Consider the following 13,822-nt stretch of genomic DNA (forward strand, 5'->3'; position numbering starts at 1 on the left):
GCGGCGCTTACTTGCTGCGACCGATGACCAGGCCCACCAGCAGGCCCAGCCCGGCCGAAATGGCCACGGCGCGCCACGGATTTTCGTGGACATAGTCGTCGGTCTTGGCAGCCACTTCCTTGCCCTTCTCGATGGCGGCAGCCTGCGCGCCCTGGGCCGCTTCGGCAGCAGCTTCCAGCAGGGTCAGGCCCTTGGCGCGCAATTCGTCAGCCTTTTCACCGGTGGCAGCAGCGGCCTCGGCGAACAATGCCTGGGCGTCCTTGACCAGGGTCTTCATGTCGTTGCGGACGGTCTTCAGTGCGGGGGATTGAGGCATTTAAATTCTCCTTTTTTGCCGGTTATGGAAAAGACTAGCAAGTCGTCGCATCCCTTTCGCCACTTGCCCCATGTCCAGGCTGAGGCGAGCAGGTTTGCTGCGTTGCGACGAGCTTTTGATTCTACAGAGTCCGCTCCCTGGCGGATAGCGCCTTGCCAGCCTGCTGCACATGCATTGGAGCAGGCTTGCGCCAGCGCAAACTGGTTCGATGATGCGGTGGACGTTAGGTTCCGGCGGATTCTCCCGACACAGGGCGTGTCGAGAGGCCATCAGAACCAGAACCGGCCGACCATCAGAAGCGGGTTTCCCGAGCGGCACGCAGGAAACTGTCAAGGATGGGGGTGCAATCCAGCAGCTCGGCTCCACCGGCGCGGTGGAATTCCGGGTGCCACTGCAGGCCCATCACGAACGGCGCCTTGCGATAGCGGATGGCCTCCACGATCTGGTCCGGGCCCGATACCGCTTCCACCGACAGGTCGCGCCCGAGGTCACGTACCGCCTGGTGGTGAATCGAGTTGACGATGGCATTCTCGGTCTTGACCATCCCTGCCAACGACGAGCCCTGGGGGAAATGCAGCGCGTGATAATTGCTGTCGTACTGGTCATTGACGTGCAGGATGGCGGTCGGCACATCGGTAGCGATGTCCTGATACAGCGTGCCGCCGAAGGCCACGTTGATCAGCTGGCAACCGCGGCAGATCCCCAGCACCGGCTTGCCGGCCTCGATGAACTCGTGCAGCAGCTCCAGTTCGTACATGTCGCGCACCCGGTCACCGCTCCACTCCGGGCGCGTGGCAGCCTGGGCATAGCTCTGCGGCGAGACGTCGGCCCCACCCTGCAAGACCAGCCCATCGAGGTGCTTGGCATAGTCCCGCAGGCGGATATTGCTGGGGTGGACCAGGCCATTGGTATTGACGGTCGGGATCATGAAGACCAGCACATCGCGCGACATGACCCACTGCGCGATCGATTCCTCCAGATATTGCAGGGTCTTGCTGCGCAGGCCCTTGGCACCGCTTTCCGGATGGAAGATACGGGCTGACACGCCGATCTTCAACGTCCTCTGCATGACCCGGCGACCGGCCTTGTCTGACAGCTGGCGCAGGCGCGCCGTGAGGAAACGCCAGGTCTGCGCCCAAGGCGCGTCGCCGGCATGATGGGGCGGCGGGGGCAAGGAGGAATAGGGACTTTGCTGCGGACTTTGCTGTGCCTGTGCCTGGGTTGCTTCCGCTGCAGGCTGGGCACCAGGTCCAGGCTGCACGGAAGCGGCGGCAGCAGCAGCAGCAGCAGCAGGATCGACCGGCGTAGGCACTACGGGCTGGACCACGGGGCTGGCGGCAACGCTCACGGTGGAGCCCGCTACCGGCGGCGTCCCGGCAGGATTCTGGGAGGCGGCCGGCGCCCCGGAGGCGTCGGCGGAGAAAGGCTTGGCCGCGGCCGTACCCGGGGTGCGGTCGGGCGGCAGGTTGGCTTCGGAATCTTGGATGTCGGACATGGCTGCAATAAGTGATCTGGATGGATGAACTGCCGCGCGCTTCATGGGCCACGCGCATGGCGACAATCTACGACAGAGGACCCGGGGAGTGGCTGAGTATAAGCGCATTGCCCGGCTTTGGACACCTGTCGCCCGGCAAGGCGGCTATGCCTGCGGCAGCTGGTGCCGGCAAGCAGTTTCATACAAGCCGCCGCTCCCGCTTTCATGGCACACTCCTTTCCCTCGTACTGGCAGACAACACAAAGGCCGTGCATGTTCCGGCCAATTTCACCGGATCTGCCAGGCCCGGCCAGATCAACCGTCCAGCTCCGCCACCATGTCCAAGGTCCTGATCCTCTACGCCCATCCCGCTGCCGAGCTTTCGCGCACCAACCGCCTCATGCTGGAAGCCGCTGCCCGGTTACCCGAGGTACGGGTCCACGATCTCTATGAGCATTACCCGGACTTCCACATCGACATCGAGCACGAACAGCAACTGTTGAGCGAGGCCGAACTGATCGTGATGCAGCATCCCATCCACTGGTACAGCATGCCGGCGCTGCAGAAGGAATGGCTGGACCGCGTGCTCGCACGTGGCTGGGCCTTCGGCCACGATGGTCACGCGCTGCAGGGCAAGCGATTCTGGCTGGTGGCCTCCACTGGCGGCGAGACCGCCTCCTACAGCAGTGACGGCCGCCACGGCCACCGCTTCGAGGACTTCCTCCCGCCTTACCAGCAGACAGCCCGACTGTGCGGCATGCAGTGGGTGGAACCGCTGATCCTGCACGGCGCCCACCATATCCCACCGGTGCAATTCCAGCACCACGTAGAACGCTATCTGGAGGGCTTGCAGGCATGATGCTCCGCACCCGCCCTCCGCACCCGACCCCATTTCTGAAAACTGGACGCTCCCATGGATGAACAACTGCTCATCGCCCTGGTTTATCTGCTCGCCGCGGTGGCCGCCGTACCCATCGCCAAGCGCCTGGGTCTGGGCGCCGTGCTGGGCTACCTGCTGGCCGGCATCGTCATCGGCCCCTGGGGACTGGGGCTGATCACCGAGGTCAAGCACATCCTCGAATTTTCCGAGTTCGGCGTGGTGCTGCTGCTGTTCCTGATCGGCCTGGAACTCGATCCCAAGCGCCTGTGGGCCTTGCGCCGCTCCATCTTCGGCTGGGGCAGCGTGCAGGTCGCCAGTGTCTCGCTGGCCCTCTTCGCAGCGGCCCTGGCAGCCGGCGTACCCTGGCGCATCGGTCTGATCGCCGCACTGGGGATGTCGCTCTCTTCCACCGCCATCGCACTGGCCACGCTGGGCGAACGCAAGCTCACCGCCACCCCGGCCGGCGCCGCCGGCTTTTCCATCCTGCTGTTCCAGGACATCGCCGCCATCCCGATGATGGCCGCCGTTCCCCTCCTGGGCGTGGCGGCCAGCCAGGGCAGCGGCCAGGGCTGGTTGCATGCTGGCCAGGTGGCCCTGGTGATCGCCCTGCTGATCTTCGGTGGGCGCGTGCTGATCCGCCCCATCCTGCGCATCATCGCCAAGACCGACATGCGCGAAATCTTCACCGCCTTCGCCCTGCTGCTGGTGATCGCCACCTGCCTGCTGATGCAGTCGGTAGGCATGTCGATGGCACTGGGGACCTTCCTGGCCGGCGTGCTGCTGGCCGATTCCGAATACCGTCACGCGCTCGAAAGCGACCTGGAACCCTTCAAGGGCCTGCTGCTGGGCCTGTTCTTCATCGCCGTGGGCATGTCGGTGGACTTCGGCGTGTTCCTCGCGCAGCCCTGGCGCATCATCGGCATGGTGCTGGGCTTTCTGGCCATCAAAACCAGTGTGATGTGGGTCCTCGGCCGCTGCTTCGGCATTCCCCGCGGACAGCAATTGTTCTTCGCCTTCCTGCTCTCCCAGGGTGGGGAATTCGCCTTCATCGTCTTCGGCGCGGCGGTCACCGCCAAGGTGCTCACGCCCGAGATCTCTTCCATGCTGGTGGTGGTAGTGGCCTTGTCGATGCTGATCACGCCGCTCATGCTCCTGGTGCACGACCGCCTGCTGGTGCGCTGGCTGGAAGGCGGCAAGCGCCGTCCGGAAGACAAGATCGATCCGCAGGACCATCAGGTCATCATCGCCGGCTTCGGTCGCTTCGGCCAGATCGTCGGCCGCCTGCTGGCCGCCAATGGCATCGGTGCCACCGTGCTGGACCATGACCCGGACCAGATCGATTTCCTGCGCAAGTTCGGCTTCAAGGTGTTCTACGGCGATGCCACCCGCATCGATCTGTTGCGTACCGCCGGTGCCGACAAGGCGCGCGTACTGGTGATCGCCATCGACGATGCGCAAGCCGCGCTGGAGATGGTGGACAAGGTCCGCGAAGAATTCCCGCACCTGCAGATCGCGGCCCGCGCCCGCAACGTCACCCATCTCTACGACCTGATGGATCGCGGCGTAACCGTCCTGGAGCGCGAAACCTTCGAGAGCGCCCTGCACATGGGCCGGCAGGTGCTGCAGCAGCTGGACTTCGGCGCCTATCGCGCCCGCGAGGCCGCCATGAAATTCCGCGCCCATAATCTCAAGACCCTGGAAGCGCTCTATCCGCACTACAAGAACCAGGCGCAGATGGTATCGATGGCCGTGCAGGCTCGTGAGGAACTGGAGGCCATGTTCGCCGGCGACCGCGAGGCGCTTGAGCGCGATCACTCGCACGACCAGTGGCGCCAGGAGCCCCCCGCACCGCCCGCGCCATAAAAAAAGGCCGGACACGCTTGCGCACATCCGGCCAAATCCCTCACTGCTTACTGCTTACCACTTACTACAAGACTACCTACTGCTCACTACTCACTGCGTACTACTGACTGCTCACCGGTACTACCCACTGCAAAAACGTCAAATCATTTATATCAATTCAGCGCCAGCGGCACGAAGATCTTCTCGTCGCCGCGCTCCACCAGCAGCGCCACATTCTTGCCGGCCTCGGTGGCCAGCTTGCGCAACTGGGGCACGCTCGTGACCGGGGTGCCATTGAGCGCCAGGATCACGTCTCCGCTCTGGATGCCGGCTACGGCCGCAGGTCCGCTGGCGTCTTCCACCAGCAAGCCCTTCTGACCGCCGAGTTGAGCCTGCTCATCCTTGTCCAGCGGACGCACCGCCAGCCCCAGGCGCCCCTGGTCATCGCTCTTGCCCGGCTTGGCATCGTTCTTGGCCTGCTTCATCTCGCCCACCGTCACATTGAGGGTGCGCACCTTGCCGGCCCGCATCACTTCCATCGGCTTGCTGCTGCCCGGGGTGGCGTCGGCCACCAGCGTGGGCAGATCCACCGAGTGATCAATGGCATGACCATCGAAACTCAGGATCACGTCGCCCGGTTGCAGACCCGCCTTGTCGGCCGGACTACCCTTCTCCACCGAGCTGATCAGGGCACCCTCGGACTTCTTCAGACCGAAGGAATCCGACAGCGCCTGGTTCAGGTCCTGCACTGAAACCCCGAGGCGGCCGCGTGTCACCTTGCCATGCGTGACCAGCTGCTGCTCCACCTTCATCGCCACATCGATCGGGATCGAGAACGACAGGCCCTGGAAGCCACCGGTCTGGCTGTAGATCTGCGAATTGATGCCGATCACCTGACCATTCAGATCGAACAGCGGGCCACCCGAGTTACCCGGGTTGACCGCGACGTCGGTCTGGATGAAGGGAACATAATTGTCGTCCGGCAGGCTGCGCGACTTGGCGCTGATGATGCCGGCGGTGGCGGTATTGTCGAAGCCGTAGGGCGAGCCGATGGCCAGCACCGGCTGTCCAACCTTGACCCGCGACGGGTCGCCGATCTGCACCGTCGGCAGGTTCTTCGCATCGATGCGGATGACGGCGATATCGCTCTGCTTGTCGATGCCCAGCACCTTGGCCTTGAACTCGCGGCGGTCGGTCAGCTTGACCACCACCTCCTGGGCACCATCGACCACGTGGGCATTGGTCAGGATCAGGCCATCAGGCGAAATGATGAACCCCGAACCGAGACCATGCATCACCCGTGGTTGCTGCGGCATCTGCAGCTGCGGCCCGAAGCGCTTGAAGAATTCGGAGAATGGGTCATTGGGGTCCACACCGTTGTCGTCATCGTCGGACACCTTGCGTGCCTTGCCGGTCACGCTGATGTTGACCACGGCCGGGCCGTAGCGCTGCACGATGCCCGAGAAATCGGTGGCCGCCGCGACCACCGGTCCGGCCGGGGCAGCGGACGCGGGGCTGGCCGCCACCAGCGGGGCACTGACCGCGGCCGCCTGCGCCGATGGCAGGTCGGCGCCACGAAAATAGACATAGCTGCCGCCGACCACTGCGGCAATCATGACGGCCAAAGTGTTACGAACAAAAACAATGCGACGGCTCATCTTCTTCTCCTTGATCGAACGCGATATCGATGGTCGGGCCGGTTCACCACACTTGTGGGACCCACTTGCCTCAACCGTTGGAGTGAAGATTAAGCAGTGAAAATTAAGGCAGACTTAAGGCAGAAAAAAGAAGCATCCTGCCTCGCAGGTGGCCTGCCTGGCGTCGCCTAGGCAGGCAGCAGGACGAAGTCGACCCTGGCCTGCAAGCCCTTGCCGGTATTGACCAGGGTCACCGGTACGCGGTGCAGGTCGGCGATCTGGCGCACGATGGCCAGTCCCAGGCCGCTACCGAAGGCGGCACGATTGCTGCTGGCATCCTGCGCACCGTGTGGCCGCTGGGCGCGATAGAAACGATCGAAGACACGCGGCAATTCGCTCTCGGCGATACCCGGTCCGCTGTCCTGGATGACGACCGTGCAACGACCGGCAACGGACAGATCGACGCCGACATCGACCACGCCGCCCGCGGGCGTGTAGCGCAAGGCGTTATCCACCAGATTGTTGAAGAGAATGCGCAGGGCATCGGCATTGCCTTGCACCTGCAGCGGCCGGCCATCATCACCTGTATCCGATAGCCCCAGATCGATGCCGCCATGCTCGGCCACCGACGACAGGTCACCTACCACGGTGGCCAGCAGCGCGCGCAGATCGACCATCGCAAAGCCCATGGCATCGGGTTCCTGGCGCGCCAGGGTAAGCAACTGGTGCACCAGGTGGGAGGTCCGCTCCAGGCCGCTCTTGAGGTCCGCGAAAGCAGCCCGGCGCTCCTCCTCATCGCTGGCACGCTCGGCCAGTTGCGCCTGCAGACGCAGGGCGGTCAGCGGCGTGCGCAATTCATGGGCGGCGTCGGCGACGAAGGCGCGCTGGGTTTCGGTGGAATGCTTCAGGCGCGCCAGCAAGTCATTCAAGGCATGCGTGAGCGGCTGGATTTCCTGCGGCATGCCCACGTCCGACAAGGGCTGCAGCGAATTCATGTCGCGCGCGGCCACTTCGGCGGCGGCCTTGCGCACCGGCGCCAAACCACGACTGACCGCCACCCACGACAACACCCCGATGAGGGGGAACAGCAAGAGCAAAGGCACCACCGTCTTGACCGCCATCTGCGCGGCGATCTCGTCGCGTGCGCTCTGCGGCTGCGCCACCTGCACCACGGTACTGCCGATCTGCGCGCTGTAGACGCGCCACATGCCATTGGGCCCGCGCACATTGGCAAAGCCCAGTTCGGCCTGGCGCGGCATGGCGCCACGGGCATGCGAGTGGTAGATGACGGAGCCACGACTGTCCCAGATCTGCATCATGATCTCGTCCTCCAGCTCAGGGAACTGCTGCCCCGGCGAGATCGGCGAGAAGGCCTGGCGCGGCAGCGAGGCCGCGATCTGGCGCATCTGGTAATCAAAGATCTGGTTGGCCTCGCCACGCGCCTGGAAGTACAGCGCCACACCGGCCAGCACGATGATGGAGAACAGGCCCAGTCCCAGCCACAGCAACAGCTTGTTGCGGATCGATTTCATGCCGGCACCAGGTAACCCACGCCGCGCACGTTCTTGATGAAGTCGCTGCCGACCTTCTTGCGCAGCGCGTGGATATGCACCTCGACGGCATTGCTCTCGATGCTGTCGTCCCAGCCGTAGAGTTTCTCTTCCAGCTGCGCCCGCGACAGCACCACGCCGGGACGATCCATGAAGGCCTGCAGCAGCGTGAATTCACGCGCCGACAGGTTGACCGGCTTGCCGCCCACGGTGACTTCGTGGGTGGCTGGATTCAGTACCACCTCGCGCACCTGCACCAGACTCTCTGCCCGCCCTGCCTGACGACGTGAAAGGGCGCGCATGCGGGCCGACAGTTCTTCCAGGTCGAACGGCTTGATCAGGTAATCGTCGGCCCCGGCATCAAGCCCGGCCACGCGGTCGGCCACTGCGTCACGCGCCGTGGTGATGAGCACCGGAATGCCATTGCCGCGCTCGCGCAGCGTGCGCAACACCGCCAGGCCATCCTTTTGCGGCAGGCCCAGGTCCAGCAGCAACATAGCGTAATCCTCGGTCCGCAGGGCAACGTCGGCCGACTTGCCGTCCTGCACCCAGTCGATGGCAAAACCGTCCTGGCGCAAACCCTTGCGCACGGCTTCGCCCACCATGGGATCGTCTTCCACCAGCAATACGCGCATGTCGCAGGCTCCTTGTCGGATTCAGAGTAGCTTCGCCAGCAGGAACACCACCACCGAGATCAGGATGGTCGAGGCAAAGGGCAGCGAAAAGATGCGGCCGAACAGACGGAAGCGCAAGTCCCCCGGCAAGCGGCCGATGCCCAGCTTCTCCAGCCAGGGCAGCAAGGTCGAGAACACGATGACCGAGAGAAAGATGACGACGATCCAGCGTATCAAGCGCTTCTCCTCAGAGTCGGTGGGTGCGGTCGTGACGCAGCATGCGGGCCGGCCATTCGACATTCTTGCCGATGGCCAGTACCTTGAACAGCTCGCCCATCTCGGCCGGGGAAATCAGTTTCTGCATGCCATTGGCCAGCGGCAGGTAACGCAGGCTGTCCTCGGGCGAAGTACGCAGCAGCAGCTCGCCGATGCCGGCATTGAGCAGGAATGCGCCCTGGCTGGTATAGGCCAGCACTTCGGCCCCCTCTTCCACCGCGGCCACCGCCATCGCGGTGAAATCGACGTGGGCCGTGATGTCCTGGAGGCCTGGCCAGTAGAACGGATCAGGGTGGGCATGATGGCGGTAGTGGCACATCAGCGTCCCCTGGTCACGATCCTGCAAATAGTATTCCGCAGCCGGGAATCCGTAATCCGGCAGGATCGCCAGGCCACCTGCGCCCCGGGCCAGCATGCGACCCAGCGTATGCATGAAACCGATGGCCACTGGCGCCAGTTCGGTGAGATAGCCCTGCGGCAGTTCATCCGCATCGGGAATCTGGGCCACCGGCAGGTCGGCCACTGTACGGTCCGCGAAGTGCAGGCGGCCCTGGGCATCACATGCCACGCCGCGCTCCAGCCAGCCCTCGGCCGCCTTCACGGCCAGCCGCACCGGCATGGCATCCAGCACCTCATTGCCCACCACCACACCGGAAAAGCTTTCCGGCAAGGCATCGAGCCACTCCACCACCGGCGCGAAAGCGGCCAGCGTTGCCTGTTGCTGCGCACGCAACTGCGCCGAGATTTCCACGATGAAATATTTTCGCGGCAAGGCCTCCCGCAACTGCAATTCGCTGAGGATGTCCCGCGCCAGCTTGCCGGTACCGGCGCCGAATTCCAGCAGCACGTTGTCCACCTCGGGACTGGCGGCGATCACCTCGGCGGCCAGGTGGGCCAGCGTGGCGCCATACAGGGGCGAGATTTCCGGCGCGGTTGTAAAATCCCCCTCTTTGCCCAGCTTGGCCGAACCACCGCTGTAGTAGCCCACCTGGGGTGCATACAGGGCCAGATCCATGTAACGTTCGAAGGAAATCCAGCCACCGGCGGCAGCGATCTCGCCGGCGATCAGTTGCTGGAGGGTGTGCGAGGCCGACTGTGCGTCGGCGCCTGGTTCGGGTAGTTGCAGTTGCATGGGCCGTATTGTATTGGAGTATCGGACTATTGGAGACCTGGAGCATGAGCTCATCCACTTCAGCCGGCGTCGCGCTGGTCACTGGCGCGGCGCGGCGCATCGGCAGGCATATCGCCCTGGCACTGGCGCGGGCCGGCTGGGACGTGGCCGTCCACTACAACCGTTCGCGCGAAGAGGCCGACACCCTGGTGCGCGAGATCGAAGCCCTGGGACGCCGGGCGCTGGCCGTGCATGCCGAGCTGGGCGACCAGGCCCAGGTGAGCAGCCTGCTGGCCCAGGCTGCACCGCTGGGACGCATCCGTTGTGTGGTCAACAACGCCTCGCTGTTCGATTTCGATGACGCCGCCAGCTTCGGCAACGAACGCCTGCTGCGCCACATGAGTGCCAATGTCGGCGCCCCGGTGTTGCTGGCGCAGGCCTTGTACGAGGCCACGGCGGAGGGCGAACAAGCCGTCGTGGTCAACCTGCTGGACCAGAAACTGTACAATCCCAATCCCGACTTCCTGTCCTACACCCTGTCCAAGGCTGCCCTGCACAGCGCCACCACCCTGCTGGCGCAGGCACTGGCGCCCAAGGTCCGGGTGGTGGGCGTGGCGCCCGGCCTGACCATGGTCTCTGGCGACCAGACCGAGCAACAGTTCGACCGGGCGCACACCGTCACGCCCCTGGGCCGTGGCAGCACCCCCGAGGACATCGCCGCTGCCGTCTGCTACGTGGCCTCGGCGCGGGCCGTGACGGGTACCACCCTGCTGGTCGATGGCGGCCAGCATTTGCTTCCCCTTTCGCGCGACGTCATGTTCGTGGCGAAATAACCTTTACATTTCTGATCATGCTCTTCCTGTCCCATCCTTCCCTGCAAGATTGCCGCCGCGTGTTCCTGCGCAACTACGAGGTGTTCATCAACATCGGCGTGCACGAGTTCGAAAAGAAGGGTGAGCAGCGCATCCTGATCAACGTCGATCTCTACGTCCCGCTGGCCGATACCACCCCCACCGCCGACCATCTCGACGAAGTGGTCGACTATGACTTCATCCGCTCCACCATCGCCCAGCGCATGGCACGCGGCCACATCCACCTGCAGGAAACCCTGTGCGACGACGTGATGACGGCCATGCTGGCCCATCCCAAGGTGCGGGCGGTCCGTGTCTCCACCGAAAAGCCTGACGTCTATCCGGATTGCGATTCGGTGGGCGTCGAGACATTCCGTATCAAGACCGCGGGCTGATCCGATCCGCCGCATTCCAACCTTCCTCCGCTGGCAGCACGACCAGAACCCCGCCTGATGCGGGGTTCTGTGTTTTTCGAGAATTACATACGGTTTTACACTTCCGTCCCGCTACCAAGGTGGTAGCATGTTACGGTGTGTCGATGCGCATCATTGCCCTCTCCACCTTACGGACTTTCTGGAACGCACACCCTGCCGCGGAGACTTCGCTGCGAGCATGGCACGCCCTGGCCAGCCGGGTGAACTGGAAGACCCCGGCCGACATCAAGGCGGCCTATCGCAATGCCAGCTTCACCAGAAACAACCGTGTGGTGTTCAATATCAAGGGCAACGACTACCGGTTGGTGGTCGCTGTACGCTACGACAAGGAATTGATCTACATCCGCTTCGTCGGCACGCATCGCCAGTATGACGCCATTGATGTGGAAACGATTTGAAGGAATGTCACATGCAACTCAAACTGATACGTACCCGCAAGGACTACCGCGCTGCACTGGCCGAAGCGGAGCGTCTGTGGGATGCTCCGGCACGTTCGCAGCAAGCCGATCAACTGGATGTACTTACCCTGCTGATCGCCCATTACGAGCGCTCGCACTTTGCCATTGGTGATCCGGACCCCATCGACTTCCTGCTGCATGTCATGGAGGCGCGTGGCCTGACGCGTAAGGATCTGGAGCCCTACCTGGGACCACGTGGTCGCGTCTCCGACATCCTCAACCGGGTGCGTCCGATGACCCTGGACATGATCCGCAAGCTGAGCGCCGGCTTGAACCTCCCGGCCGATCTGCTGATCCAGCCCTATCCCGTCAGGTCGGCGACCGGTGAACCGATCAGCGCCTGATCCCAACAAGAAAAATGCCGTCCAGCTTGCGTTGGACGGCATTGATCCTGAGTGACAGGCTTGGCAGGAATAAGCTCAACTACATCCCCATATACCTGCCCGCCCGGTGATTCAAGGCAATCACCAGATTGGCAGTGACCGCACCCAGGATGGACGCCAGCAAGACCCGCGGCGTTACCACCAACAGCGAACACAGCACGATCACCACGTCCACGCCCATCTGCAGCTTGCCGGCACGCAGGCCGTAACGGTCCTGCAGGAACAGCGTAACCACGTTGATTCCACCGAGGCTGGCGCCATGGCGGAACAGCATCACGAATCCCACCCCCATCAACAGGCCGCCCAGCACCGCACTGTAGAACAGGTCCAGCTTGCCGTAGCTGATGAAGTGCGGATGCATCAACGAAAAGCCGGAGACCAGCGCCACCGCGCAGAAGGTCTTGCCGGTGAAGCGCCGGCCCATCCTGCGGAAAGCGAAGTAATAGAACGGGATGTTGATGACGAAGAACACCACGCCAAACGGCAGGCCGGTCAGGTAATGCGTGAGGAAGGCCAGGCCGGCGGTGCTGCCGGTCAACAGGCCCACCTGGCTGTACATGTTTACCGCCAGCGAGACGAAGAGCGTGCCGGCCACCAGCGCCAGCACGTCTTCATAGCTCTTGTGGCGGATGTCGGCCGCAACCAATGCGGCCTTGCCTGCCACTTCAGCCACGCAACACCTCGGCCATGGTCTCGGCCACGCGTGCAACGTTGCTGTCGTTGAGGCCGGCCACGCAGATGCGGCCCGTGCCGACAGCGTAGACACCGAACTCTTCGCGCAGACGGTCCACCTGGGCGGACGTCAGGCCGGTGTAACCGAACATGCCGTTCTGGCGCAGCAGGAAGGAAAAGTCCTGATCCGGAACCGCGCTCTTGAGTTGCGAGGCCAGCTTGACGCGCATGTCGCGCACCCGTACCCGCATCTCCTCGACTTCGGCGCGCCATTGCGTGGCCAGCTTGTCGTCGCCCAGCACATGCGCCACCAGCAGCGCACCATTGCGCGCCGGGCTGGAGTAGTTGCGACGCACGGTCAGTTTCAGTTGGCCCAGCACATTGGCCGCCTGGCCTGCCTGCGGGCAGAACACCGACAACGCACCGATGCGCTCGCTGTAGAGCGAGAAGATCTTGGAGAAGGAATTGGAGAGGAAGAACGGAATCTGCCGACGCACCGCCTCGCGCACCGGCCAGATGTCTTCGTCCAGGCTCTCGGCGAAGCCCTGGTAGGCCAGGTCGAAGAAGGGCAGCAGACCGCGCTTTTCGAGCACATCGACGATCTGTTCCCACTGCGCGCGGGTCGGATCGACGCCGGTCGGATTGTGGCAGCAGGGGTGCAGCAGCACCACCGCGCCCTTGGGCAGGGAATCCAGCTTGGCCAGCATGCCCTCGAAGTTCAGGCCCTTGGTCTGCGCATCGTAGTAGGGGTAACGCTCGGTCTTGAAGCCGGCGCCTTCGAAGATGCCGACGTGGTTGTCCCAGGTCGGGTCCGGCAGCCAGATGGTGGGCTGCGGGAAGAAACGCGCGATCAGGTCGGCACCCACCTTCAACGCACCCGAGCCGCCCAGGGTCTGCACGATGGCCAGATGTTCCGCCGAGGGCAGATCCGCACCGAAGAGCAGCTTGGCCACCGCCTGGCGATAGGCGGCATGGCCTTCCATGGGCAGATAGACGTAGGGCGCGCCGGCTTCGGCCACCGCCGCGGCAGCGGTGCGCACCGAGGGCAGCACCGGCACCACGCCACGGCCATCGGTATAGATGCCGATGGAAAGGTTGACCTTGTTGCTGCGCTCGTCGCGCTGGAACTGTTCCATCAGGCTCAGGATGGGATCGCCGGCATACGGCGGGAGATGCGAAAACATGAGGACCTCGTCAGATTGAGAAACGCCGATGCCGGTGCAGCCGAGCTTCACCGGCAAAACCGCCATGGTAGCGCGGCGCGGGGAAAATTTCCCGCTTTGCGTTGGCGTGATCGCCGGTTCACAGGACTTTCTTCAGGCAC

15 protein-coding genes are annotated in these 13,822 nt (G+C 63.8%); 6 read left to right on the plus strand and 9 right to left on the minus strand.

The window, feature by feature from the left end; translation table 11 throughout:
* Nucleotides 1-7: 7 nt before the first annotated feature.
* Nucleotides 8-316 carry a YqjD family protein gene (locus BTM36_RS10740; protein ID WP_077236255.1) on the minus strand — a complete coding sequence of 103 codons (309 nt, stop codon included), beginning with the start codon at nucleotides 314-316 and terminating at the stop codon, nucleotides 8-10.
* Between the two features lie 292 nt (nucleotides 317-608).
* Nucleotides 609-1,811, minus strand: a complete 1,203-nt coding sequence (locus BTM36_RS10745; RefSeq protein ID WP_077236256.1) for a gamma-glutamyl-gamma-aminobutyrate hydrolase family protein — start codon at nucleotides 1,809-1,811, stop codon at nucleotides 609-611.
* 316 nt (nucleotides 1,812-2,127) lie between these two features.
* Between BTM36_RS10745 and BTM36_RS10750 the strand changes: the two genes are divergently transcribed.
* A complete protein-coding gene (locus tag BTM36_RS10750) occupies nucleotides 2,128-2,649 on the plus strand; it encodes an NAD(P)H-dependent oxidoreductase (protein ID WP_077236257.1) in 522 nt (173 codons plus the stop codon).
* A gap of 54 nt (nucleotides 2,650-2,703) precedes the next feature.
* Nucleotides 2,704-4,533 carry a glutathione-regulated potassium-efflux system protein KefC gene (gene kefC, locus BTM36_RS10755; protein WP_077236258.1) on the plus strand — a complete coding sequence of 610 codons (1,830 nt, stop codon included), beginning with the start codon at nucleotides 2,704-2,706 and terminating at the stop codon, nucleotides 4,531-4,533.
* A 152-nt stretch (nucleotides 4,534-4,685) separates the two neighbouring features.
* Here kefC and BTM36_RS10760 read toward each other — a convergent pair whose 3' ends face one another.
* From BTM36_RS10760 to BTM36_RS10780, 5 genes are all read right to left on the minus strand, one after another.
* Nucleotides 4,686-6,170: a DegQ family serine endoprotease gene (locus BTM36_RS10760; RefSeq protein ID WP_077236259.1), complete on the minus strand. Its 1,485-nt coding sequence runs from the start codon at nucleotides 6,168-6,170 to the stop codon at nucleotides 4,686-4,688.
* A 167-nt stretch (nucleotides 6,171-6,337) separates the two neighbouring features.
* Nucleotides 6,338-7,681, minus strand: a complete 1,344-nt coding sequence (locus tag BTM36_RS10765; RefSeq protein ID WP_077236260.1) for an ATP-binding protein — start codon at nucleotides 7,679-7,681, stop codon at nucleotides 6,338-6,340.
* Nucleotides 7,678-8,334, minus strand: coding sequence for a response regulator (locus tag BTM36_RS10770; RefSeq protein ID WP_006461313.1), 657 nt, complete (start codon nucleotides 8,332-8,334; stop codon nucleotides 7,678-7,680). Before BTM36_RS10770 ends, BTM36_RS10765 begins: the two co-directional genes overlap by 4 nt.
* 21 nt (nucleotides 8,335-8,355) lie before the next feature.
* Complete coding sequence (locus tag BTM36_RS10775) at nucleotides 8,356-8,550, minus strand: DUF2905 domain-containing protein (RefSeq protein WP_006461312.1); 195 nt, start codon at nucleotides 8,548-8,550, stop codon at nucleotides 8,356-8,358.
* 10 nt (nucleotides 8,551-8,560) lie between these two features.
* Nucleotides 8,561-9,721, minus strand: coding sequence for a class I SAM-dependent methyltransferase (locus BTM36_RS10780; RefSeq protein WP_077236261.1), 1,161 nt, complete (start codon nucleotides 9,719-9,721; stop codon nucleotides 8,561-8,563).
* A 44-nt stretch (nucleotides 9,722-9,765) separates the two neighbouring features.
* Between BTM36_RS10780 and BTM36_RS10785 the strand changes: the two genes are divergently transcribed.
* From BTM36_RS10785 to BTM36_RS10800, 4 genes are all read left to right on the plus strand, one after another.
* Entirely contained in the window at nucleotides 9,766-10,533 is a 768-nt protein-coding gene (locus BTM36_RS10785; protein ID WP_077236262.1) for an SDR family oxidoreductase, read from the plus strand.
* Nucleotides 10,534-10,550: 17 nt separating this feature from the next.
* Complete coding sequence (locus tag BTM36_RS10790; RefSeq protein ID WP_006461309.1) at nucleotides 10,551-10,946, plus strand: dihydroneopterin aldolase; 396 nt, start codon at nucleotides 10,551-10,553, stop codon at nucleotides 10,944-10,946.
* A gap of 143 nt (nucleotides 10,947-11,089) precedes the next feature.
* Entirely contained in the window at nucleotides 11,090-11,383 is a 294-nt protein-coding gene (locus tag BTM36_RS10795; protein ID WP_077236263.1) for a type II toxin-antitoxin system HigB family toxin, read from the plus strand.
* 11 nt (nucleotides 11,384-11,394) lie between these two features.
* Nucleotides 11,395-11,787 (plus strand): type II toxin-antitoxin system HigA family antitoxin, encoded by a 393-nt coding sequence (locus BTM36_RS10800; RefSeq protein WP_077236264.1) that lies wholly within the window; start codon nucleotides 11,395-11,397, stop codon nucleotides 11,785-11,787.
* A gap of 79 nt (nucleotides 11,788-11,866) precedes the next feature.
* Here BTM36_RS10800 and BTM36_RS10805 read toward each other — a convergent pair whose 3' ends face one another.
* Nucleotides 11,867-12,499: a YitT family protein gene (locus BTM36_RS10805; RefSeq protein ID WP_077236265.1), complete on the minus strand. Its 633-nt coding sequence runs from the start codon at nucleotides 12,497-12,499 to the stop codon at nucleotides 11,867-11,869.
* Complete coding sequence (locus BTM36_RS10810) at nucleotides 12,492-13,682, minus strand: amino acid aminotransferase (RefSeq protein ID WP_039873775.1); 1,191 nt, start codon at nucleotides 13,680-13,682, stop codon at nucleotides 12,492-12,494. Before BTM36_RS10810 ends, BTM36_RS10805 begins: the two co-directional genes overlap by 8 nt.
* Nucleotides 13,683-13,822 lie beyond the last annotated feature (140 nt).

The organism is Herbaspirillum sp. VT-16-41 (assembly GCF_001994935.1).
GTDB lineage: Bacteria > Pseudomonadota > Gammaproteobacteria > Burkholderiales > Burkholderiaceae_D > Herbaspirillum > Herbaspirillum frisingense.